The organism is Caballeronia pedi (genome assembly GCF_001544915.2).
GTDB classification, from domain to species: Bacteria; Pseudomonadota; Gammaproteobacteria; order Burkholderiales; family Burkholderiaceae; genus Caballeronia; species Caballeronia pedi.
The window spans coordinates 1-23444 of the sequence record NZ_FCOE02000057.1 but is presented as its reverse complement, the minus strand read 5'-3'; the positions used below and the strand labels follow the sequence as shown (position 1 = coordinate 23444).

Here is a 23444-nt window from a genome sequence, read left to right as displayed (position 1 = left end):
TCGGCCGCATCGGGCCAAGGCGGTTGCCCGAATGACCGTTGTACCTTATATGTGCTCGTTGATAGCCCGATGGGGTGAAGGGCCGAAGTGGGTCGATCTCGCCCCTTGGGCGATGTGAGTGAGCAGCACTGTGTTCGGCTGCGATCGTGGAGCGCGTGTTACTGGATGGAGCTCGCAAGTTGTGAGCGGAGCTGGAGAGCGACCTCTTCGAGCGTGTGCGGAATGCTGAGTTGAGCTTCGAGCGGGCCGGCGATGCTGTAGCCACCATTTCCGGCGGCGTCGACGACTATCAGAGCTACGCAGGCGGCGCCCGTTGCCTCTCTGACTTGTGCGGCGAGTTCGCTGAATTGTCCGGGTGAGCCCGGTGCATGCGCCGTCACTTTGAGACCCTGGTTGCTCATGTCTTGAATTCCGAAAGATATAGGCAATTTGGCCAGCCGCGAAGAATCCGGCCTCGCGACGCGATCGATCCGCGACACGACAGAGGATGTCCGCCCAACGTGACGGGCAATGCACACTCACGGAAAATAAAGCCCAGAGCGTCGCTCGGCAAGCTCCCTATTGATTCAAAGAATGTCCGGTAAAGCTACGGCCGCGAGATGGCGGTTAGCGACCGCACATTTTGCAACTAATCGTCTGCCCCAAGAACGACCTCCACAGCTGCGCCAGCAATACATGCCACTAGCGTGATCGAGATAGGACTCTCGCTCTGCCGCGGGAGAAATCGGCCGTCGTCAATTCGAGGCACGTCGAGGGATGCGCGAGTAGCTTGCGATGCGCAACAGCGTGAATACGGTGGACGCCATCGTGGAAGGTCTTCAACATCTTGGCATCATCCGCATCGGTTGGCAGCCAGAAACAGGCCTCCATCGCGGCACGCACGCTCATGCATTCGACCGCGCCGTTCTTTCCCACCAGGACGAAGGTCACGCCGCGTCGGTTTGTCGAAATCTGTGCTTCAAAGTGAAGTGCTTCCATTGCGAGCTCATCGTGTTGCGCGGTCAAGCGATTTTGGCATGACGTCGCCCGGTTTGGGAGACGTGTCGCTCGAACGGGCGCAAGACACCGATGATGACCAATTCAGTCACCAGTCTACCCGGTGCTTTTCTTCGGTCTCTTGATGGCGCCGATCGTCGTCGACGTGCAGGTAGATGCTGGTCGTCGTTAGCGAGGCGTGTCCGAGGTTGTCGCGCACCATGCGCAGGTCAATCTTTTGGTCGGCCATGTGCGAGCCGGCGCTGTGCCTGAGCCAGTGCGCGTAGGCCTTCTCAAGCAGATCGGCGCGCGAGCCTGCCGCATCGTCGCGCTGCCGCAGACGAGTGGCGGCACCTGCGAACACGCCCTTGACGATGGTGTGAAACGCCGCGCGCGTGAGCGGCGCGCACGTCTCGGCGCGTTCGTTCGACGCCGTGGCGCCTATCGGCAGGACGAGCGCGGTGTTTTCGTTGGGCGAGGGCAGGGCGCTCAGTCCGAGGTGCTGCCGATAGCGGGACAGTTCCATCATCATCTCGCGCGTGGCCGGCACGAGCCGTTGCTTGCCGCCTTTGCCGTGCACGGTCAGCCACCAGCGCAGCGCTCCCGTAGATCGAAGGAACAGTGTCACCGGTACCGCGGCGTCATTAATCAGCGCGAGGGGACGGGGCGCGGGCGTGTTGACACATTTCCTGGAGGCCCGGGCGAGAGAATTCTGTCAATTCGCATAAGTCCGAATGAAAATCGTCACCTGACCTCCTAGACTTCGAATCCCGTCCATAAGGTCTTGATCTTATGGGGAATTCTCTGCCAATCCTGCAGCCGGTCGCGCTTGCCCGGCTCCGTGGCGCCCATCGCTTCGAGGCGTTCAGTCCGAAGCTGGCAAGGCGGGTGACGCTGTATCGATTTGTCGCGCTTCAGCAATGGGTGATCCTCGAGGCAAGCCCGTCCGTAGAGGCGTTTTGTGAAAACCCCGGGTTTGTCATCATCGGCGGACAACAAATCCTTGCGGACTTCCGGATCCGTTATGTCGACCGACATGAGTTAGTTATCCTCAGTGAGACAGCGTTTGAGATTGATGCGTTATCAAAAACCGGCGGCACGCTCGATATGCAGGGTTTGTCCATCCGGCGTATCGAGTCGGCGGAGTTGCTCGCCGCACGTGCGTGGATCGACAACTGGCGAAGTATGCTTCCGTGCCTGGTTGCCAACCGTAAACTCCTCGCGCCCTCCCTGTCGGAATCTATCGTGAGGCTCCTCAGTGAGCCGCCGAGCGGCGAGCGCGCCGATTGGCCGTTGCTACCTTGACCTTATGATCGGCGGCATATACAATCTGTATATACATGAAAGAGGTGCGTCTGTGCCGATTCCAATGCCATCAACGCGGCCCAAAGAGGCCAAGCTGTTCCGCAATAATCGCAGCCAAGCGGTGCGTATTCCCGTCGAGTTCGAGTTGCCGGGCGATCGTGTTTTGATTCATCGTGAGGGCGACAAACTCATCATCGAACCGGTGAAAACGCCCGCAAACATTCTTGAATTATTGGCCGCGTGGAGACAGGAGCCACCGCTTGGGCCCGAAGATCAGTTTCCGGAAATCGACGACATGCCTGCTCGCCCAGAGGATATATTTTGAGCGGCTATATGCTGGACACGAACATTATCAGCGACATGATCCGAAATCCTTTCGGGCAGGTTGCAAGTCGTATCGAACAAATTGATCCAAAGACGATAAGCACGAGCATCATCGTTGCGGCGGAATTGCGCTATGGATGCGCTAAAAAAGGCTCCGCGAAGTTGCTTGCCAAGGTAGAGGCTGTCCTCGCAACAATTCCTGTATTGCCGCTAGACGCCCCCGCCGACGCAGAATATGGCGGCATCCGCGCCGAGTTGGAGTCGGCAGGCCAACCTACAGGCGGTAACGATCTCTTGATTGGCGCTCACGCCTATGCGTTGCGGCTCATACTCGTGACCGACAATACCAAAGAGTTCAGCCGTATCCGCGGACTCACGATTGAGAACTGGCTGGAACGATAGCTGACTGCCAGGGTCTCCGTAACCCGCCGCTGGCGCGAGTCAGTGCTTGACATAACGCCGTCTTATCATTCATTGGTATTCCTATTTATTTTGATGTGCCTTAGACAATGTCTGAAACGACATCGTGCGGACGTGGCGCTCGTCCCACGTTCGCCTAAACGCGGCACGCCGATGCGCCTTTCACCGTCGAAGACCGCAATCTATCTTGCCTCCGCCGGAACCAGTTAGATGTGGTCGTCGCATGCTACGGCACGGTCGAAGATCTCATACATTGACCGCTCCAATGCGGCAATAGACAACGAAGGCAGGCCAGCCCATATGCTCAGCCGGCAGCAGATCGTCGATGACCAACACCTCCGCTTGCGCGCTGTGCTAGAGAGCAATGCACGGCGCGGGAAAATTGTTTCGAAAAGGATAGAGCAGTCCATCGAAGACAGGCACCCCCGTCATCGATCAGTTCGGGAGTTCGCTGGGCGAGGAGCTGCGTATGGATGTAGCGTCGGCTGGCCAGTTGGCCGAGATTGAGGCCGAACTGTCCCGTCGTCATACCGGGCGGTCAAGTCAGCTAGGTTAGGTCGCGAGGTCACGCCGACGGCACGAACAATACGGCCACGGATCTCGCTGCATGAAGTTCTCAGCCATGGTGGTGACCCTGCCGCAGCGCACGCTCTGATTTCTTCGGTGCGCGGAGCGCGAGACATCTTTTGTCCCATCCCGCAGCGATAATGTCATCCCTGCGGTCAATCTTCATGCATGACGCACGGCGGCGCGCATTTTCCGCGTATCCCGCGGCGGCAATCAGCTCTCCGCATTCATCGTTAGCGCGTGCGGCTGGAGCGCGTGGCGGCGCGGCATCGAAAAAGAGTCTCAAGTCTTTGACCGGCTATCCGTTAACGCATGGATCGTTCATCAAGGCGATCAACAAGTGGGATTGACGTACGTCCGAGTTTTTTGATGACGTTCGATGTAGCGCTTGAGGCGCAAACGACTAAACGCTTTTTGTCCCGGCAAATGCGGGAGCGTGGGGCTGAGCGGGCAGATGACACCGCTGTGCGCCTCGCGAGAGGATCTACCGTCTGATTGCCGGCATCGATTTGTTGCCGCGACGTCGGACAACGGGCATACGACGTGCAGTTCCGTACGGTCGCCATGTATGATCGCAGCGCGGACCGTATGTTCGATGCGGGCTATCGAAGTGTGAGCAGTTAAGGCCAGTTGATCGGACCGAACTGGCCGGCGGCGGGATAGCACTGGCTGCGTCGTATCGTGCCGGTATAACACAAGAAAGACATGGAAAAATTCACGCTTCACGATGTACACCTCGGGGAAATCTACTATCGATACTTGCGGGAGCTCGCGCGCGAGCACTCCGGCAAGACGATTCGCTATGGCGAACTTGTTGCGCGGGCCAAGGCAGAGTTTCCCGATGATCCCATCGCGCAGAACGCTATTCCAACGTCGATCGGCAATCGCCTGCTGACGATCGAGGTGTTCTGCACGAAGCATGGTCTGCCCAATCTCGCGTGCCTTGCGGTGAACGGCAGCGGCGGGCCGGGAGAAGGCTACAAAAAGAACTGGGAAGAAGAGAAGCGCCGCGTGGCCGAGTACGACTGGAGTGAGGCCGAACACGAGTGGGCGATGCAGGTGAGCGAGTGGCGTGCCGCGGCACTGCCGCCGCCGCCACGCGTCAAGCGGACGGCCGAAGAGGCAGGGAGGGTGTTCACCGACCACTGGAGAGCCGATGCGGCCAGCGGCAATCCTTTGTATCCGAACCGAATGAACAATGCGATGAAGGACAAGGTGCTCAAAGCGCTGGAAAAGGGCGATGCACCCGCTGTCGCCTTCGAACCCGCGCTTCTTGCGCGAACCTGAACCGAATCGAACGCCGTTTCCTCCACGCCTTGCCGGAGAACAAGTGTTTGTATTGACCGAGAAAGACAGTGAGCTTTCTCTGCCCCTGAGCGGCCGTGATCCGCTGGGGACGCAGGCCGTTTGGCAGCACCGGGCGCGCGATATCGTGCCGGACCTCGTGGCGGCAAGCCAGCATGCCGAAGGTTTTCACATACTGCTGATCGCGCATGCTTGGTGGCCGCAGATCGCCGAAGCGATGGATGTTTCGCGGCTCACGTTCCGACAGTTCTTTTTGCTCATCGAGCAGGCTTTTGCCCGGGCCAGCCGGGTCGAAGACCGCGACTGGGTCTTGCCGGGCTCGAGGCGTCTAGGTTCAGGCGACAAGAAACTGTGGTTCGGCCTCGGCAAGAGTTCGCATCTGCTGGACAATCAGTTGACCAACGGGGTCTACGGGTTGTATCGCGGACCTGCGCTGCGGGCCGGACTCATCGACGCCGACGACCGTATCTGCGACGCGCAATTCTGGCGAAAGATCATCGACGAAACGCCGGTGATCAGGAAGCTCTTCAAGCCCATCGAAGCGTTGTTGGCGCAAATCGGCGACGCGCGCCGCAGCGACCCGATCCGCAATCCGGTATCGCGCGAACTGACGGACATCCTGCGGCGTCTGCCGTTCAGGCGCCAACTGCGGGAAGCGTTCGTGACGCCATCGAAGGCGCCAATCACCACGAGTCTCGCGGGCCTGTTGATCCGGCGCGCCGCGCTGGAACGCAACCTCAACGCATTTCTGAGCGAGGCGATCGACGCCATGCCCGCGCACGCCGACGTGCTGCGCAACGTCATCCACTGCGAGCAATACATCGCGCCGCTCGATGCGATCTTCCAGGCAATCTGCAGTGCCGACGAGCGCAACGCCGACCGCGTAGCCGCCACGCTGGACATCGACGTCGCGGAATTGCGCACGGCCCGCACGCGCTTCGAATCGTCGGGAAACTATCGCGAACTCGCGCTGGAACGCGCTCAAGCGCTGCTGGCGCTCGATCTCGACAGCAAGCGCGGCCTGGTCCGTTCGCTAATCGAGCATCACGGAAAGATCAGCAAGTCGCGCTCGAACGCGCCGTGGATCGCGTTCGACGAAGCCGGCAAGCTCGATTGCAGTCTTGTCGGACCGCGGCCTGCGCAGCGTGACCTGTCGCCGGCGACGGCCTGGCTTAACAGCTACTATCTCTACGCATTCGAAAGTCTTACGCGCAAGGTCGCAAGCGAAAGGACCATAAGAGCATGAAGATCCGCGAACGCCTGCGCGAAGTTGCATCGGCATTCGATTCACTCGATGTCGCCTTGTTCACGAGCTTCAACTTCAACGCCGATTTCTTCAATCAAAACGTGCTGCCCGCGTTGTTTCAGGCGGATGCGGATGCGTCGCGCGCATCGCGGGAACAGACCGTTCATCGCGAACTGCCCAAGACCCGCGTCGCCGTGTTTTGCGATCCTTCGAAGCAGCGGCCAAGCCGCAAGGCGTATCGATACGCCGTGCATTCGGTTTTCATCGAGCACAACTTCTTTCATCCGAAGAACATCATTCTGATAGGCAGAAAAGACGGCGTGCTGTGGATGTACGTCGCCGTGATGTCTGCGAATCTGAGTCTGAAAGCGTGGGGCGAATCCTGTGAAGGTTTCGCGGATACCTGGGTGCATGCGCGCTCGGAACACGCGGCCAAGGCGGTCGGCCGTTTCCTCGAATGGCTGAAAGGACGCATCGCCGCAGTCGGCGACGACGACGCACTGGCGCACGCACAAGCCCTGCTCGGTGAACTTCCGCTGCGGCGAGCGCAGACGGATCCGGATGGCATCGGTTACGAAGAAAAGCGCGGCGTCCGGCTCTACTTCTCGCCGCTGCATCAATCGATGTGGGCGTTCGTCGAGGGCCAGTACCGGGCGATTTCTGGCGTGCGTGCGGCGTCGCCGTATTGGGGCGGTGTGTCCCGCACGGCGGCCGCGCTTCACGGCGTGCCCGTCGAACTGATCACGGCGCGATGTCCGCCGTCGTTCAAGGACGTGCTTCTCGGCCGCGACGTCACGCAGACGCTCGCGGCGGCGGATTGCGCGCCGCAGGTCAGAACCTGGAAGGAGGATGGCGGGCGCTTCCATCATGTGAAGCTATACGAGATCGAGACGGTCGCGGGGCCGGTGACGGGCATCGGATCATGCAACTTCACCGAACGCGGCCTGTTCTGGAACAAGGACGGCGGCGCAGCGCTCGGCAACGTCGAGTCAATGTTGTTCGACGTCACGTCAATCAAATGGCCGGGGACGCGGGCGCAGAACGTTGGCGACTTGCCCGAGATGAGCCAGGATGAAGAACCGGCGCCCTTGCCTTTTTACGTGCACGTCTCCTATGACTGGAAAAGCGAGAAGTTCTCCTGGAAGCTAGAAGGCAACCTGGAAGCGGACGCGAAGGTATTGCTGTCGATCGAGGCCTTGCCTGAAGTGTGGCTCAGCAACGGTCAGCGAACCGGCGACATGGCGGGCAAGCTCGCGTCTCGCGCCTTTCGCATGCAATGCGGCGAACAGGCGGGCGTCGGCATCGTCGCCGAGCTGAATCTGGCGGACTCGACTGCCAGGTATGGAAAGCCGTTGACGTCGGAATCGATCATCGAGTCGTGGTGCAATGGTGCCACCACCGAGCCGCTGCCGGCCGACGATGGCGATGCGTCCGCCGACGCGTTCGATCATGGCGAAATTCTTTCCATCGAGACGGCCAAGCGCGCGCAAGCATTCGATCTCTTCACCTTTTTCCAGGCGCTAAAGGGCATGCGGCGCAAGCTGGCGGAGGAAGACGGCGCGCCCAAACGCCGCCTCGAACTGCTCGTGAGCCGCAGCGACAGTGTCGTCGCGCTGGTCGATTCCATCTGCGAGAGCAGCAAGGCCCCCGCGGCGCAACTGATCGTCTGCATGGAATGCGAGGCGCTGCTGAGCGAAGAGCCGAGGTTGCGGGAAGCCGCGCCGGCGCGCAAGAGGCTTGCCGGCAATATCGCGGCATTGCGCGGACAGGTGATGAGCGAGATCGCCGAAGACCTGAAGCGCCGTGGCTCTTCGAGTTCGGCAGTCGATGTTCTGTCGTGGTATCTGAGCCAGTTAAAGAAATCGATTCGCGCAGCCAACGTTATGCCCACCCTGAGAAGCGGAACATGAAGATGCGCGCAACGACGAGGGAAATCGGCCGACTGTTTCGCTTCGACTGCGGCGGACGTTTCGGCGCGAGCGAGTCGATGGTGAGTTTGCAGGAAGAGGGCGTGGCCGCGCTGTGCCGCATTCTCGACGAACACCCGGTCGCCTTTCTCGCCGATGAAGTCGGCCTCGGCAAGACCATGCAGGCGCTCGGAGTGATCGGCTGGCGCCGCCATGTCGATGCAAACGCGCGCATCCTCGTCATCACGCCGCGTGAAAACGTTCAGGATGGCTGGATGAAAGACGCCAGTCGCTTTGGCGATTTTATCGACACGCAACGTGTGGTCGGCAGGCTGCATCGTCATGAACGTCTCGGTGAATGGCTGCGTGAGGTCAGGCAGGAGGGCGTCGTGCACCTGCTGCGGCATCCGAGCTTCATGCGTCCGTTCAATGTGGACGACAAGCTCGGCTGGCAAGCTTCGTTCGATCGGCTCAATCTCCCCGAGATCGACGATTTCCCGCCCTTGCCGCCCGCCTGTTCGCCGGACACACGCAGCCGCGTCTACAACCTGGCGTTCGCAAAAGCCGTGAATGCATGGTTCAGACGCAATGAGATCCACTTCGACCTGGTGGTCGTCGACGAGGCGCAGTGTCTGCGCAACCCTACTAATCAGACCAACGCCGTGTTGCGCACGCTGCTCAAGGGCGTGGCGAAGCGCTGGCTGTTCGTAAGCGCGACGCCGGCCCATTCGGGCGTGTCCAATATCGCCACGCTTTTCAACACCTATCCCGGCGATACGCATGCCGATGCGCCACGCGGCACCCTGATCGCGCAGCGCTCGCCGAAGTCTGCTCACGACTTGCTGGAACTGAAGCGCGAACTGTCCAGGTACATGATCCGGCGTCCCCGAACGTTTGTGGTGAACAACAAGCCGCTCGGCAAAGGCGCCTACCGGCGCGACGACACAGTGTCGCTCGCTTCGAAGTGCGAGTCGTCGCTCGATACCCTATCCATCGCGCTGGTGCAGAAGCATCTGGTCGACGTCCTCGACAATCAGGGCAACCGTTTCAAGACGGGCTACCTCGCTTCGTTCGAGAGCCTCGAGGACTCGCTGAGGAACAAGATCGGAGCGCGTGCCGCAAGGAACAATCGTGGGTGCGAACCGCGGGAGAGCGACGCCGACAGCGGCGATGAAGAAGACGTCCGCGACGATTTCCTGACCGATCCGAACGCCGGCGCACCCGACTCGACCGCACCCGATGCCCAGTATGTGAGCACGCTCAGCCGAGGCTTCGAAGAGAAGTTCGGTTTCAGTCTGCCGCATCCCAAGCTCGATGCCGTCGGCGCCGAGCTGGCCCGGCGCGCGCTCGGCAGGCGGGATACGGAGGAACCGGGCGGATCGAAGACACTCGTGTTCTGCCGCCGCATCAGCAGCGTCAGGTCGTTGCAGAAGCGTTTGATGCGCAGCTACTTCGAGTCGATCGAGAAGCGATGCAGCGGCTATTGGCAGCACCGGCTCGACTGGAAGACGGGCGTGTTTCCGGAAGGCGGACGTCCGGCCGATGCATTCCGCGCCGACGAAGCCATCGACGACGATAACGACGTGCACGAAGCGCAAGCCGACGCCGGCGACGACAGCGATGAGACCAATCCGCTGCGCATGGCGTTGCGCAGCGGCGGCTGGCTGTATCGTTTCCGCCGTCAGTTCGAAGACGGCTATCGCCATGCGCTTGTCTTCGAGCACAACTGGTTCCTTCGGTTGTGCGCGGAGGGCGGCGTCTCGCCCGAGCGCGCATGCGACGCCGTACCCGACGACGTATGGATGGAATCGTATGCCTTCGCAATGGACAACGGCAGGCAGCGCCGTTTGCGGCAGACGCGTTATCTCGTGTGGAACTGCCTCGCGCGTCATGCTCGGCTTGTATTCGGCATGGATGAGACGCAAGCGGCGTTCTGGCGCTCTGTGCTCGAAGCGGTCTATCCCGCATCGGTGCGATGCGCCGCGCCGGCCGGCGATACCCTGCGCGACGACCGGCGCGACAAGAAGCTGTTCTTGTATCGCTCGCTGTGGACGCGGATCGAAGACAGCGCCTGGGCCGGAACGCTGGCGCTGCCGGGACGCGAACGCGGACTGCCGGACGATGTGACGAAACGCCGCGCGTTCAGGGAAAACGTGCTCTGGCGTCAGGTGCTCGTGCGCGTGCTGTCGCAGTACATGCGGCTGACGGATACGTTGCTCGATTTGCTGTGCGCCGACCGTCGGGCCGCGCAGACGGACGATGAGGACATGCTCGATAATTTCGTGCGCTGGCTTGGCAGCGAGGATATCGATGCGGTGCGCCTGCGCGGCGTGTGGCAGCAGTGGGCGCAGCAATACGTGCTGATCTTCTCGTCGGCGATCGGCGAGGCGCAAGGCGAAACGCTGGACGCACGCGCAGGACAGACCGACTTCGACTTCCTCAACGTGCTTGATCCGGTGGTGGGCGTGGTAGGCGGTAGCGGCGGCCAGAAGCGCGCCATCCAGCAGTTCAACACGCCCGGCATGCCCTGGGTGATGGTCGGCACCGACGCCATCCGCGAGGGAGTGAACCTGCACCTGTTCTGCGATCGGGTCATGCATTACGGGCTGGCATGGACGCCGGGCGACCTCGAACAGCGCGTGGGCCGCGTGGACCGCTACTTCAGTCTCATCGAACGGCGGCTGAAGACGGCGGAGGCATTGATGCCCACGCTCGACATGCTGTATCCGCATCTGGTCGATACTGTCGAGCGGCGTCAGATCGATATTGTGATGCAGAAGAAAAAGCTCAGCGACGCGGTCACCGACGACGGCTTTTCAAACGTCGATGGACGCGGTGACAACACGATTTCGCTGTCCGCGCCGCTTCCCGTTGACCACCGGGCGCAGTCGAAGCCGGAACGCTTCTTCGGCGTCGAACGGCATCTCCGGCTGTAGCGCGCGCGGCGGACGCTTTCGCCATGTCGGTCCGAATCTAAGAGGAACAGGATCTGTATAACACCGAAGGCGCGAGAGCGACGGCCTGCGGATAGAACCTGACATAAGTGGCATAAGCCAAAACTTCACATAAAGGAATTCAACGATTTATTATAAGGAATGCTAATAGATCGAGTGTCTCGCCAATCGAAGGCTACCCACGTCGATATGGTTTGCTCGTGCCACCGCGTGGTCGTGCTTCCGTTCGTCATCGCCGCGCTCGCCTTCCATAGTTCTGTCGCGCGCCGACGATGCGCACGACTTCGATGATGCCGGTTCGCTTCAAGATCCGGTACACCAGGACGTAATTGGCCGCCAACACCATTTCGCGCGTGCCGCGACGGCGGCCGATGCGGTAAAGCTCGGGATGCTCGGGCAGGGCGTCCGTCTTCTGCTCGATCTCGTCGTCCAGTTCGAGCGCGGCCCTGGGGTTGTCCTCAGCGATGTAGTCGAAGATGTTATTACGGTCCTCGCGCGCTTTTGCTCGCCACTCGACGATCAAGATTCAGCCTCGTCGCCGCCCGCGAGCCGCTTGCGCAACGCGGCTTTCTTGTCGGCCATCTCCCTTTGCACCCGTGCATGCGGCACGTTGGGCCGCGGATCGTTCAACGATTCCTCGACCTGTTCACGGAACCACTTTTCGTAGGCGGCCGCATTCGAGTGCGTCTGCTTCATCGCCTCCGCGCGATCCGGTCGGCTCTGCCGATCGGCCTGGGCTTCATCGGGTCGCCATGCTTCGAGCGAAAATCGCCCATTCTGCAAGCCGAGCGCGCGGATCACTTCGAGTGCCTTGATCGGGTTGCGGAAAGCGCGCGGCCGGCGGTTGTTGGAGGTGACCAGCACGGCGGTGCCGGCCGTCCGTGTCTCCAACTCGATAAAGAACTGGCCGCCGTCGGCCCGCAGGATGGCGTTCAGTACGCCACCGGCTTGGGCGGCGGCGGTAGCCTGCGACACGTCGAGAGTTTTCATCGCGCACTCATTTAATGAGCTTTCCACGATTGATAGTAACACGTGGCGCGCGCGACTGTCGTCGGTGGCCTTATTTTGTCATAAGAGCCCGTGGCGCAGGTCGCATCACTATGCGCTTTGACGGTTCCCGTCAAGAACTTAGCGGCTGCGTCGTGGCGTTATCTACACAGTTATCCGCGTACGCTGTGGATAAGTTATGTAAGCGCCCTGCGGCCCCCGTGCAAAGCGGAAGCGGCGCCGGATCGCTGTGATAGCGACCTCGTGGAATCTCCGGAGTCGGCCATGAGGTGTCTATCGCCGGTGCGGGCAATCGGACATTCGGGCGACCGCGGCGCAACTAGCCACGGACATTCCCCACATGCGCCCTCCGCTCGCAGGCCTTCGGGCCACCTGCGTGTGCGACCAGATCGGCAATGCTTCACCGCAGTCTTGGTTTGGAAGATGAGCCGATGCCGTCGGCCCGCGAGGATCCACTTTCCTCTATTGCTCCGGTCGCGGTTGGCACGCGTTCATATCAGCGCTTACCTTAGGCCTCACAATCGAGCTACGGATTCGGAATGGCAGGATCGAACTTTAGGCTTGCCTCGCCTCGTGCATCTTCGACGAAGATACCTGAGTTCGGAACAGTCCCAAGCAGAGCCAGTGGCGACTGGGAAGCTGAGCCCCAACTGTCATAACGTAGCTGATACTCCCAGAAACGTTTGATCGGCTTCGGTTTCATATTGCTTTCTTGCGCGCCGAAAACTAAGAGAAGCGTAGGTAAGATCAGTAGGTTCTGTGATGTGCGGATTGCTCATATGTGGGGTAACGCACCAAACGGTAGGGCGTCGCTCAGCAGGCCCGGGCTCCATCGACTCGCGTCGGACTGTTCGACAGACAGCGAATGTCGGCTATTTGGCTGTTGCGCCTGAGACGCGCCATCTAGGTACTTGAGCGTCGACCCTCGCCTTGGGGTCGGCTAGAGCCGACTGCACTGGGTAGATTTCCGCGGCGTCGGTTCTCACGTTAGCCTTAGCCCCTTGTCGCGTGTAACCACGCGGTTTGCGTTGCGTGCCGACGCGTGAGCCTAGGAGTGCATTTCTGACGCCGCTTGCCATGAGTTCTTCGGGGGAACCATTGGGCAACGACGGAAAGCCAGCGAGTGTGCGCATCTTGAATGCGCTCGGAAAGTTCGTCGACGAGTTAGATGCCATCCCAGGATGGCGCGACAGTCGAATCATGTTGCCGCCCGAAGTTGAGCGGCAGCATGCCGTCGTCTTCGATGCCGCCCTCCTTCAGCGCGCCAGCTTCGTATAGAACTCTCTACTGACGATGAAGCGCATTAACGAGAAGACGGTGATACTCGTCCGACAACTCCGCCCAATGCTTGCGGAGATCAACTTGATCTCTTTCGGCGTCGCAAGCAACGCCTGCAAGGAAAGTTTGGCAGTTTCCGCCGTGACACGTTTTCATCTTCTCGGCCACTACACCGAAACGCGAGTCACTGCCTTCTGCGCCCGGCAGTAACTCGAAGATGTTGAGAATGTTGCGACCAAATGAGCTGATCTCCACTTCGGGGCTTTCGCTAAGCCGCTTCGCGAGGCCGGCTACCTTGCGTCGCTCGATCAGTTTGGTTTGTCGCATGGTGACCACATCCGCCCGAAGCTTTCGCAGCAATTCAGCATCAATGACCTCGCTCTGTGACAGGTCTTCAATGCGGATTCTGAGGTGGGTCCAAAGCTGATCGTAGTCCGCGATCGCCGTCTCTAAGTCACGAAAAGCAGGTTGAAGTACCTGCTGAACAAATTGAACACGCTGACTGCTTCTGAACCTCAGTACGTCAATAGCTTTCTCCGCCGCTTTCAAGAGGAGATCGGGCGTGACCATGGTCATTTCCCTTGCTTACAATGGTAGCAATGTTGACTGTTTTGAAAGATAGCAGATCGCTTACTGACCTGCTGGCGGAAATCTTGAGTTTTAGCGCGAATCGAATGCACCGTTGCCCCGGGACTTCGTGCTGCATGAAATGTTGATCGGAGTTGACCTTACCATCTGGCGGTCCGGCGCGGTTCAATTACTCTTGGGCCATACGAATCTCGACTATCTCCCGCGCGGAACTATGTCCCGCACTCACTGAGAACCCCGTCCGGTGTGGCTTTCCCGCATCGACGCTAGACATTGGCATTCTCCCTTTGCAGGCACTTTCGCCTGATAGGAGAAGACCATGGGTGATTCTTATGAGAGCGCTGCCGCGCTGGTCTGCACCATCAGAGGCGCAACTGGGGAGCACCTTAATGCGCTCGTCGGTTGGCTGATCGGGCAGCAATACTCGGTCAGTTATGTATGCCAGTTGGCACAACACGCGCTTGCGTTTGCTTGACGCCGTCTACCGATGACCGATTGCTGGCGTTCTTGAAGGGCCTGTAGACCATGCCTATGTCCCGCTACGCACGGCCGGCTGACGTCGTCCCGTCAGTCTCGTTCGCTACGGGACATAGTTCCGCGCGGGAGATAGTCAAGCCTATTGACTACAGTCAATAGGCTTGAGAGCACAATTCGATACCTTGGTATCGAGGTAGGCAACGCTCTCGTGTTGGCCGAACGGACCGAAGTCTGAAGGTATTGGCCGGTCGCTTCCCGGCCAGTTAGTGCCGCGCGCCTGTTTCATAGTTCGGCCACTCGAGGGGCCGGTTCCGTATGAAACCCGACCGCGCCCCTGCGGATCTCCCTCGATGGCATGAAGCCGCGGAACGGCCGCTCCCGATTCTTACTGACGATGCAGCCGGACTGGGGAGGCGCCGGAGCCGTCCTGCTCTTCCGACACTTTTACCAGGCCGCTTATGGCCCCGTCGCCTATGCCGGTCCACGAGGATTGGAAGAATCTTTTAAACAAAAAGATTGACGACAGACGATCCTGGAAGGGTTTCGAGCGTCAGAATTTACTGGCGGACGGCCACCGCTTTGGCGAAAGACACCGGCATGCCTGTCTCGGAGATCGCAAAAGAACGGGAACGATCGCCAGACATAACGCGCTAAAAAAGTCAAACTCACATGGACAGTTGTTCTACGCAGTAAAGCCGCGCGCCACTGGAAATACGCGGGAGCACGTTTTTCTTTTTAATTTTGCGCTTTAACTAGCAATCTTGTGAGAGCGAGCTCTACACAGTTAAGAAGACTCAAACTGTGGTGAACCCTTCGATCATGGGTATGAATGTGGAGTTGAGACCCAGTTCTCCACCATTATCTCCGCCAACGTCATCAGCAACAAAAAAGAAGTCTCGCCACGAAACGGGCGACATGCTTTGCGGCAAGTACATGTCTCCCATGAATTTCGGGAGACGTCAGGAATCTTTTGCAGAACGAACGCTTCGCAAACCGCGCGAACCTTAGCGGCTGTCCCGACCACAGCAAAACTGCGGCCAAGGTTTCCTACTTGTGCAAGGTCTGCCGAGCGTTTGCGTCGGGCGAATCGATCTTGTATACGTCGTGCAGAAAAATAATCAGGAAAAATCCAGAGATAACCAGCACCACGATTCCGATCACGCTGGTTTGAAGGCGAATTTTCTCCTTTGACACTTCAAGTTCGATGGTGGTCGCTTCAGTTCGAGCGATCCGGTATGCGGCCCAAAGCTGAAGACCCGCAAATGAGACGCCGGCGATGGACACGACGGCCACCAAAGCGAGGACGCAGTTTGCGGCGAAAATCTGCCAGGCAAAGATGTCCGCACGCGTCACGCGCATCCGCGCCTCTTGTTCGTAGTACGTTGACAGATAGCGGCTATAAGCGGCTGTGGCAGTCGACATAGCGCTCTCTGGTAGCCGAACTGATCCACTTTCACAAGCTTGGATTTTTTTGAGCAATGCTGGGACCTCAAGCCGATAGATTTCAAGCTCAAGCTTTTCTGCTTCGCGCGCATCGCCAGCGGCTGCGCCTGCAACTAGCGCGCGCCCTATCAAGAGCATAGCGAATAGGATTTTTGCCACCTTAGCGGCATATACTGAGGTCATGTCCGGTCTTCGCTCGGTACTCGGCGCACTTCGTCTTCTTCTGCTCGTTGTCCATAACAGCCGTGTCGGGTTCAGTGGATCCCGGCGGCGGTAATGGTTTCGAGGTCTGCACAGGATCAATTACTATTCCTGCGTCGGACGGATTCGGCGGCCAGTCGCTCGCCGAAGCTGATTGAGGGAAACCGGCAGACCCAGCAGTCATGGGAAACAGTAACCCAGAAGCAAGCACAAGCACTTCGATTCTGCACATACCTTCCCCTTACTTGTTTAGATCCACCACGGTGATTTCGAATATTATTCTGTAATAGGGTTGAGCGCTTTCCGGACGGGCGAGGTGCTTGCGGATAGATATATCATTACCGTCCGGCGATAATTTGAGATTGACGTTCCGTTCTGTCCTTCGACTGATTTTCACGCGATTAGACCCGAGGCACTCCAACGTGGCGGAAGTTAGCGTGCGCAGTGTAGAGTCTGCTTCTGCGTCGTTGTCACTGCCAATCGATGTGCTACATCGATAATGCATGACATGGGAATTCCCCTCCGTAAAGCATGTCCTCAGTTGCCCCAATTGCACCGTGGCGCGATACTTATCCACCTCAAAATCAAAATCGCCACGAAGTCCCTTGAACAGCGTAGATGTTTCACCGAGCACGCGCTTTAAGCCGTCGCAGAATGGTTCTGCAAGGCAAGCAGTTGGCGAAGCACCCAGCACCGAGAAAAGGGTGATTTTTGAAAATATACTACTTATTTTCAAATATGTCATAGTCCAGTTGAATCATCCACCGGTTGCTAAAGTATTTATAACCGACAGTTACGCTTCGCAGGTGCGCCTTTGGCATATTCGGATATGGGTCGTCTATTGATGCCCGTTCCCCCGGTCGGCCTGTTGTTTTTCGCCGTGAGATCGACTCAGGCTTGGAGACACACGGAAGGATGTCGGCTATTAGTTCCTCGTAGGCGTTTCGGGCCTGCAGTTCTGCGTTGATGTCCTTGGTTAAATACCAGGTACATTGATACGATCCTGAGAACAGGTCGCTAGAGTGAGTCTCCTCTATCTGACAGTCTCGGGATCCGGGTAATCGAAATTTACTAGTCCAAACGTCCTCTAGGTCTTCGTCCTTTTCTCCATGAATGCCGCGAAAGAAATTCAGTGATTCCAACTGAATGCGTTCAAACGGTGCACAATTTGCACTTGCTCTGTTAGATAGCGATGAAGTAAGGCATATCGCAGCGTACACGAAGATTATTAATTTCGGTCGGCTCATCTTGCGCCCCTAGCTATCTCAGCCACAAAATGATAGCCCTTATTCGCAGCCGTATCGACGTCGATAAAATCGCGTGATCTGGCCGTACGCTCTCCGTTTTCTAATCCGTTCAACATCGCATTGACCCTTTGTTCCGGGGAGCCATAGGCATCTGGATCGAAGAACCCTGTATTTTTCTGTCCCTTTTCAAAAAGTGTCTCAGAAAACGCTTCAGAATTTATCACTTGACCTTTCAACCCGAGATACCAGCCGGATAAGAAGTCTGCATGAAGTTCTTGTATGAACTTTAGTTCTTGCAGTCCACTCCGGAACTGGTAGGCATGCGCCCATTCGTGAGCCAGGATGCCAATAAGGCTGGACTCCCAGAATTTAGGGTTGAGCGTGATCTCATGGCGCACTAGATGCACTCCGAAAAGAATTCGTGATGCTCTCTTTTGAAGTCGCTCCGTCTTTGCCGTTGGTGCGAAAATATCATTGAAGAAGCGAAATTCAGGAGAAACACGGAACACCCTGTTCAGAAGAGTTTGCTCGATTTGAACTCCTTCATCGAAGACCGGCACGCCGCACGACAAAACATAGTCTCGCGAATCGATTGCGTGGTCGCTTTCGGAAAAACCGCAGCCCTTGACCCTTTCCCCTGGAATTTGCGGCGACGGCTCAGAAACCGGAAAAGCGAATGCGAGCGAATCCGTCAGCCCAAGCAACGTTAAGCCACAGCAGCAACTCGAACACAGTCGACGGCGATGCCAATTAGGTCTAATGTTTGGTGAGACTCGCATATCATCCGAGCCAGAATGGGCAAGTGATCTTCTTTTTAGTTCTAGGACATGCCACAGAATTTTCAATATTAAGCGTGCCCTTAGTTTGCGCTAAGGCAATGTGAGCACCATTGCTACTCGAAGGACCATTCTGAGACCGACTCATTGAAACACGGCTGGAAAGATGAATCGACTGGCGAAGCGATCGCCTCCCTCAGCTTTCGCATCGTCAACGATAACCGCATCGTAAAATTTCATCTCTGGCATCGGGCGCCACGGCTCGGCCGTCGGTTCCAAAGTTAGCGCGTCTGTAGCCGCCAGCGGCTCACGCACTTTTTTGAAAACGTCCTTAGATCGCTCCAAGGTATAACTGGCCCCTGGGACTCTGATGCAAACGGCTGCTACCGGTCAGTCGGTTCGGTTCGGCTGGCGAAAGACCATTAGCTAGCGGAACGGCCATTCACTTTGCGGTACCTTGAGCGACCGTAAGGGGTCGAGTACGGCCGATGAGGTCGGGCGAGAATAGGTTCGAACGTTCGAACAATGAGTGCCCGGACGCGGCCAAAGAACGGTCATTTCGAATAGACGTGATCGATGCGGGTAACTGGGACCTTGGGACATTACCTCGGCCTTTTGCATGCTTTCGTGAACACGCGCGCAAGGCGCCTGGGCCGTTTGAAGCGACACTTCTGTGCTGAAGGTGCTTCCGTTACATTCGCCTGAGAGCGCCAAATGCTCCCGCCGTGATTGCTTTTAGGTAGTCGAACCCGAGAGGTTCCGGCCCGCCGGTGTGGGCGTCCACGTGGCTTTGTACAATAGACGCATCAGAGACATCGATCGGGGGCGGGCGGATGGTTGAGCATGGCGACACGCCCAATGGATTTCGGACGCTCCTCGCGATCATCGCACATCTGCGTCAACGACTACTAGTGGATTGGTTGCGTTAATAGCATACTTAGCCGTATAGCGGGGATGACTTCCCATATTAAAGTCAGCTATGTGCGAGCTAACCAATGTGTACTTCTGAACTAGAGCAAAGATTTATAGACTATCGGCAGTACTTGGAATACGAAGCAACGCGAGTGATCAGTTACGCTACGTTATATCGAAAACTGTATGAACGGCGGGCTGACCGACTCGAAGAGATGAATATTGCGCCAGCCTTCTTCTCCGTGACTGCCGATGCATTGTTTTCGGCGGTCGTGCTTTGGATCGACAAGCTATTTGACGAACAGGCGGAGCGCGGGATCTTCAATTTTCTTATGTTCGTCGAACACAACAGAAAACTATTCGCGATCGATCAGCTCAAGCGCCGCAACAATTATCCGGATGGCCATTGGATGCTTAACCGTGAACCAATCACTCTAGAGGCAATCAACGAACATCGTAAAAAGATAAGAAATCTTTCTTGCCTGAAGAGCTTCAAGATTCGACGTGATAAGTTTCACGCGCATTTCGATAAGGTTCACTTTTTTGACCGCAAACGCCTATCGAATGAAGCTCCTCTCAATTGGGATGATCTTGACTCTGTAACCGAACTCTTAAAGAACACTATCAATCACTACTCGGCCGCTTATGATGGCCAGCTTTTCGAACTGCAACCGTTGAACGTCAACGATGTCGACTACCTCCTTGATCGCTTGCACAAACAAAAGAAATAGGGCCGCAAAGAATAGTCCGGTTGATTGGGCGCTTGAGAAGAAGGAGTGCTCCGCGTTGGGCTCTTTCGTCCGTCCGCCGATTACCTTCACGCTAAACGATGATCCGCTTCTTGCGGTTCCAACCGACTTCTCAGGGTCCTGAAGTGGTTTCCGCCATGACGTGCATATCAGCCTTCCAAACAACCTGTTGCGCGGTGCGCAATGGCCCGTCCCATTTCGATATTGGCCTGATGCAGGTCAACCGTAACCTTTGAAGCTGTTACATGACGATCTGTGCCTCAGGCACGGCTCGCAGCGCAGTGGGTTTCGCATGGCGAGTGGGTATTTCAATAAGATCGATTATCAGAATAGACCTGTTAGCGATGCGGAGTGGGCAAGGGTAGCGACCGTGCCATAGTCTCGTGAACAGCTGCTCGCGTCGGGAGGCCAACGTGAAGCATTCGTCTCGAATCGATGACGATTGCGCGGCCAATTGGACATCATTGGCGGCAACGAGTCCTACTTCTGAACTTACCGCTACGAGAAGACCTTTGTCTATCTTGAGTATGTGAAGGAAGCCGGACGGCGTCGAAGTAGCGGGTGATCTCGATGCACAGCATTTCATCGCGTATCTGCTGAAGGATGAACGCGCGTGCGCGGTCGCCACGTGCGAGCACGCCGCCGCTGTGTGCCGTCTTGCCGAGGCGATGCGTCATTCATCGACTCTCGACGCGCGCCGCATCACGAAAGCCTAAACGAACGGACATGACCACGAGAAAGCCTAAACCCGGCGTCGAACCAGAGCAGGCGCCCGCATTGCTCGACGAATGCCGGCGTTGCGCGCTCTGGGAACACGCAACGCAGCCGGTGCCGGGCAACGGTCCGCGGCATGCGCTCGTCATGATCGTTGGCGAGCAGCCAGGCGATCACGAAGACCTTCAAGGCAAGCCCTTCGTCGGACCTGCGGGCGCGATGCTCGATCGCGCACTCGAAGAGACAGGCGTCGCGCGTGAGGACGTGTACGTGACGAATGCGGTGAAGCATTTCAAGTGGGAGCCGCGCGGCAAGCGGCGTCTGCACAAGACACCCGCGCAGCGCGAGATCGATGCCTGTCATTACTGGCTCGATCGCGAAACGAGCGATGTCGTGCCGAAGGTGATAGTCGTGCTCGGCTCGACCGCGCTCAAATCGGTGCTGCGCGACGCGAAAGCCACGTTGCAGGCGTCGATGGGACACGCGATCGAGCACGAGGGCCATGTCGTTGTCGCGACCTATCATCCGTCGTTTGCGTTGCGCGCGACGGAAAAGGAAACGCGCGAGCGCGCCTATCAGGCAATCGTCGAAGCGTTACGAGACGCTCATCGGATTGTCGCGCGGCATCGGAAAGAGCGTTGAGGAAAAGGCTGTGACAACGGGGGCAAAGACAGTGGCAGAAAAGTTGAGCAGCGGCAAGCGGCCCAGCACGCGCCAACTGCATTCGCTTGCGAGCGCTCGCAAGAAGTAACGCACAGGAAATCGCGGATTCGCTCAAGCGCGCATCGACGCGCAACATACGCCGCACGAGCCCGCCATCTCTATCGGCGAGATCGATGGCCAAGTTCCTTATCGATCGCGTGAGAGGTAATCTGGCGACATCGGGCAAGAGCGCTCTGGAGCGCGCGAAGAAACGCTTGTGCGAAGCGTTCGGACGCGAGCCGTGAAACGCGTGAGAAATCTGCCCGACGATGCAACATCGCGAGGAATGTAGCTTGCTTAGGGTGAAGGGGATGCAGCCCCCGCACAAATCCTGGAGACAGCAATGGCGCAAGAACCTCCTCTCAGTCCCGGCGATGAGGCCGAACCTGGCCTCCCCGGTTCGGGCGAAGATATCTGTCCCGACTGCAATGGCTCGGGCAAGCTCGAGGGCGCCGACTGCAAGACCTGCGGCGGTACCGGCAAAGTGATTCAGGGCATCGGTGGCGGCTGAGACGTCCTCTCGTCAAAGAATGAAGCATTGAGAATGCGCTCTAACCGTTGTGCGATCGGATGCGCTCGCGCTGCTTCTCGCGAGCAGTGCTGCCCCTACGGCTATGCGGACGGCTCCGAACCGCCTTGCCAAGGCCGCCGACAAGCCGCTCGAAATAAGGAGCGATAGCGTGAAGGCGCGGGATGCGGCTTCACGCGCAGTCGTCGTTTCAAACCGAACGCTTGGTTAATCGACGCGTGGTTCTTGCGTTTTCGCCGTTTGCATGCGTTCCCGCTGATTACCGGAGCTGCGCACTTGGGGACTCCGGCATCCGCACGCTCGGCGCTCCGGACGTTTGATCGGACCCACGAATCTTCTCTTTCGTAGCAAATAGATGGTAACTATTGGAAATGCAAATCCAATCACCCCCCATGGTATCTGAATAACGTTTCAGGGGAAAAATGGGCACTTTCCGATTTGCCAAAGAGGACAGGGCCGGTGCCACAGGACGACGAGGACCTTGACGACGATGACGACGCCTTCGAGTCGATGCCCGACCCGGTGGTTGCGCGCCTCTTGCTCGAGCGCGACCGCAGCAGCACGCGGCGCGGTCGCGCGGGCACGTTGTATCACCTGGTCGAAGGGCGGAGATCCAGGTCGCGAGTTCGATGCGCCGCAAGCGCAGGGGCCGCTGATCGCGCCACAGTGGATCCGGCCACGCCCTCCGCGCTTGAGCATCATGACCCGATGCGGACGAAACGCCCTATACCGTCGATGCACTGAGGCGCCTCGTTCGAACGGCCGTGTAGCGCCTCAGCGGGCAGATCGCTGCGCTGACCGACTGTAGCACGGACGAACTTATGCACCTGGCCAATACGTCGGCGCATGCTTTTCGGCGTAACGTTTGGTGCGGGGCGGTCGCACGAGACATGCCGACGGATGTGGTGCGAGCGATTCTTGGTCACGCCTCGCTGCAGACCACTTCGATCTCGTACACTGAACGGCGACGGATGCTCAATGCGGCCGCGCGATACTATGCCGATGACGGAATGTAATTAGCCGCAGCGCGTCAGAGATGAGCCATCTTCGGCTTTCTGAACGTCCATTCTTATAACGGCGTTAAAAGGAGCGGGCGTGCCTGTTACGATCACGGATGTACTGTCTTCGCCCGACTGCGAGATTCAGTTTCACTTTACAGTCAGCGATGGAGAACATCGGGATGCATTGATCGCCACCCTGACACTGAGCGAAGCGGTTGCCATCGCGAATGGCAAAGATAGCGGCGATATTTCCTCGATGTGTCGCGTCATCGTCAAGACGAGTGAGCATCAGTCGCTCGTCGGCCGAACTTTCGGCGATACGGACTAATCTGCGGTGTATGGAGGTCGATAGCCTTTCCGTTGATAGTGATCGCTTCGCGTTGCACGAGGCGTTGATCATCGAATCGGCTTCGATGATCGAATGATCGTGAGGCGTATTGGTCTACAAAGAAAGCTGGATGCGACTAGGCAGAATCCTGCATGGGTCAGCATGCCGGTCCGTAGCGCCGTGAAAAATGCTGCCGCCCCAGGCGCTTACAGCGCCTCGCGGTGCTCGATGCAGTTGTCCACAGATTTTGTGCGCAAGGCTGTGGATATCGCGAGGCATATGTATCGGCGCTTCCGGCTGAAACGTCTACCCCCGGTTCGCGTTTACGCACTGATTGGATGTCCTTAATAGCGACGCGCAGTCTGCCGAGGAGAGCATTACATGTTTCATACATGGATGCCAAAATGCAGCGGCGGATTCAACCGGTCGATGCAACGATTTGGTTAAATCGCTCAGCTGGCGTATCGAAGTTGAGCGTTTTTCGGGGA

The 23444-nt window shown here is 58.0% G+C and carries 21 protein-coding genes and 1 pseudogene; 14 read left to right on the top strand and 8 right to left on the bottom strand.

Annotated features, from left to right (window positions below):
• Positions 1 to 158: 158 nt before the first annotated feature.
• Entirely contained in the window at positions 159 to 401 is a 243-nt protein-coding gene (locus AWB80_RS39265) for a hypothetical protein (RefSeq protein WP_061180005.1), read from the bottom strand.
• 373 nt (positions 402 to 774) lie between these two features.
• Here AWB80_RS39265 and AWB80_RS45510 point away from each other — a divergent pair, with 373 nt between their 5' ends.
• A complete protein-coding gene (locus tag AWB80_RS45510; RefSeq protein ID WP_061180004.1) occupies positions 775 to 1020 on the top strand; it encodes a hypothetical protein in 246 nt (81 codons plus the stop codon).
• Positions 1021 to 1084: 64 nt separating this feature from the next.
• On the opposite strand, the pseudogene AWB80_RS39255 reads toward AWB80_RS45510, so the two are convergent.
• Positions 1085 to 1579 (bottom strand): annotated as a pseudogene (locus tag AWB80_RS39255) (tyrosine-type recombinase/integrase); the annotation flags it as partial.
• 188 nt (positions 1580 to 1767) lie between these two features.
• Between AWB80_RS39255 and AWB80_RS39250 the strand changes: the two are divergent.
• The 7 genes from AWB80_RS39250 (at position 1768) to AWB80_RS39225 (ending at position 10985) form a co-directional block, all read left to right on the top strand.
• Positions 1768 to 2280: a hypothetical protein gene (locus tag AWB80_RS39250; RefSeq protein ID WP_061180003.1), complete on the top strand. Its 513-nt coding sequence runs from the start codon at positions 1768 to 1770 to the stop codon at positions 2278 to 2280.
• Between the two features lie 64 nt (positions 2281 to 2344).
• Positions 2345 to 2605, top strand: a complete 261-nt coding sequence (locus AWB80_RS39245; RefSeq protein ID WP_208635757.1) for an antitoxin — start codon at positions 2345 to 2347, stop codon at positions 2603 to 2605.
• Positions 2602 to 3006 (top strand): type II toxin-antitoxin system VapC family toxin, encoded by a 405-nt coding sequence (locus tag AWB80_RS39240; protein ID WP_061180002.1) that lies wholly within the window; start codon positions 2602 to 2604, stop codon positions 3004 to 3006. Before AWB80_RS39245 ends, AWB80_RS39240 begins: the two co-directional genes overlap by 4 nt.
• A 1290-nt stretch (positions 3007 to 4296) precedes the next feature.
• The gene (locus AWB80_RS39235) at positions 4297 to 4878 is read left to right on the top strand and encodes a hypothetical protein (RefSeq protein WP_061180001.1); all 582 of its coding nucleotides are present in this window, start codon (positions 4297 to 4299) and stop codon (positions 4876 to 4878) included.
• Positions 4879 to 4921: 43 nt separating this feature from the next.
• Positions 4922 to 6142 carry a hypothetical protein gene (locus AWB80_RS39230; protein WP_061180000.1) on the top strand — a complete coding sequence of 407 codons (1221 nt, stop codon included), beginning with the start codon at positions 4922 to 4924 and terminating at the stop codon, positions 6140 to 6142.
• Positions 6139 to 8052, top strand: coding sequence for a phospholipase D-like domain-containing protein (locus AWB80_RS44200; RefSeq protein WP_061179999.1), 1914 nt, complete (start codon positions 6139 to 6141; stop codon positions 8050 to 8052). Before AWB80_RS39230 ends, AWB80_RS44200 begins: the two co-directional genes overlap by 4 nt.
• A complete protein-coding gene (locus tag AWB80_RS39225; RefSeq protein ID WP_061179998.1) occupies positions 8049 to 10985 on the top strand; it encodes an SNF2-related protein in 2937 nt (978 codons plus the stop codon). Before AWB80_RS44200 ends, AWB80_RS39225 begins: the two co-directional genes overlap by 4 nt.
• 247 nt (positions 10986 to 11232) lie before the next feature.
• On the opposite strand, the gene AWB80_RS39220 is transcribed toward AWB80_RS39225, so the two are convergent.
• The 3 genes from AWB80_RS39220 to AWB80_RS39205 all read right to left on the bottom strand — a co-directional run bounded on the left by AWB80_RS39220 (position 11233) and on the right by AWB80_RS39205 (position 13859).
• Entirely contained in the window at positions 11233 to 11526 is a 294-nt protein-coding gene (locus tag AWB80_RS39220) for a type II toxin-antitoxin system RelE/ParE family toxin (protein ID WP_061179997.1), read from the bottom strand.
• Positions 11523 to 11993 (bottom strand): antitoxin PaaA2 family protein, encoded by a 471-nt coding sequence (locus AWB80_RS39215; RefSeq protein ID WP_061179996.1) that lies wholly within the window; start codon positions 11991 to 11993, stop codon positions 11523 to 11525. The genes AWB80_RS39220 and AWB80_RS39215 overlap by 4 nt, the downstream gene beginning before the upstream one ends.
• Positions 11994 to 13295: 1302 nt before the next feature.
• The gene (locus AWB80_RS39205; protein WP_143328244.1) at positions 13296 to 13859 is read right to left on the bottom strand and encodes a hypothetical protein; all 564 of its coding nucleotides are present in this window, start codon (positions 13857 to 13859) and stop codon (positions 13296 to 13298) included.
• A gap of 337 nt (positions 13860 to 14196) precedes the next feature.
• Here AWB80_RS39205 and AWB80_RS44195 point away from each other — a divergent pair, with 337 nt between their 5' ends.
• The gene (locus AWB80_RS44195) at positions 14197 to 14352 is read left to right on the top strand and encodes a hypothetical protein (protein WP_160147519.1); all 156 of its coding nucleotides are present in this window, start codon (positions 14197 to 14199) and stop codon (positions 14350 to 14352) included.
• A gap of 1049 nt (positions 14353 to 15401) precedes the next feature.
• Here AWB80_RS44195 and AWB80_RS39200 read toward each other — a convergent pair.
• The 3 genes from AWB80_RS39200 to AWB80_RS39195 form a co-directional block, all read right to left on the bottom strand.
• A complete protein-coding gene (locus AWB80_RS39200) occupies positions 15402 to 15980 on the bottom strand; it encodes a hypothetical protein (RefSeq protein ID WP_143328243.1) in 579 nt (192 codons plus the stop codon).
• 259 nt (positions 15981 to 16239) lie between these two features.
• The gene (locus AWB80_RS43720) at positions 16240 to 16743 is read right to left on the bottom strand and encodes a hypothetical protein (RefSeq protein ID WP_143328242.1); all 504 of its coding nucleotides are present in this window, start codon (positions 16741 to 16743) and stop codon (positions 16240 to 16242) included.
• 498 nt (positions 16744 to 17241) lie between these two features.
• Positions 17242 to 17949, bottom strand: a complete 708-nt coding sequence (locus tag AWB80_RS39195; RefSeq protein WP_143328241.1) for a SprT family zinc-dependent metalloprotease — start codon at positions 17947 to 17949, stop codon at positions 17242 to 17244.
• Between the two features lie 1067 nt (positions 17950 to 19016).
• Between AWB80_RS39195 and AWB80_RS39190 the strand changes: the two genes are divergently transcribed.
• The 5 genes from AWB80_RS39190 to AWB80_RS43715 all read left to right on the top strand — a co-directional run bounded on the left by AWB80_RS39190 (position 19017) and on the right by AWB80_RS43715 (position 22956).
• On the top strand, positions 19017 to 19664 hold the full coding sequence (locus tag AWB80_RS39190) for an AbiU2 domain-containing protein (RefSeq protein ID WP_061179991.1): 648 nt from the start codon (positions 19017 to 19019) through the stop codon (positions 19662 to 19664).
• Between the two features lie 744 nt (positions 19665 to 20408).
• Positions 20409 to 21038, top strand: coding sequence for a UdgX family uracil-DNA binding protein (locus tag AWB80_RS39180; RefSeq protein ID WP_061179990.1), 630 nt, complete (start codon positions 20409 to 20411; stop codon positions 21036 to 21038).
• 86 nt (positions 21039 to 21124) lie between these two features.
• Positions 21125 to 21343: a DUF3175 domain-containing protein gene (locus AWB80_RS39175; RefSeq protein WP_244206996.1), complete on the top strand. Its 219-nt coding sequence runs from the start codon at positions 21125 to 21127 to the stop codon at positions 21341 to 21343.
• Between the two features lie 98 nt (positions 21344 to 21441).
• On the top strand, positions 21442 to 21609 hold the full coding sequence (locus AWB80_RS44535; protein ID WP_167390504.1) for a hypothetical protein: 168 nt from the start codon (positions 21442 to 21444) through the stop codon (positions 21607 to 21609).
• Between the two features lie 1113 nt (positions 21610 to 22722).
• Complete coding sequence (locus tag AWB80_RS43715; RefSeq protein ID WP_143328239.1) at positions 22723 to 22956, top strand: hypothetical protein; 234 nt, start codon at positions 22723 to 22725, stop codon at positions 22954 to 22956.
• Positions 22957 to 23444 lie beyond the last annotated feature (488 nt).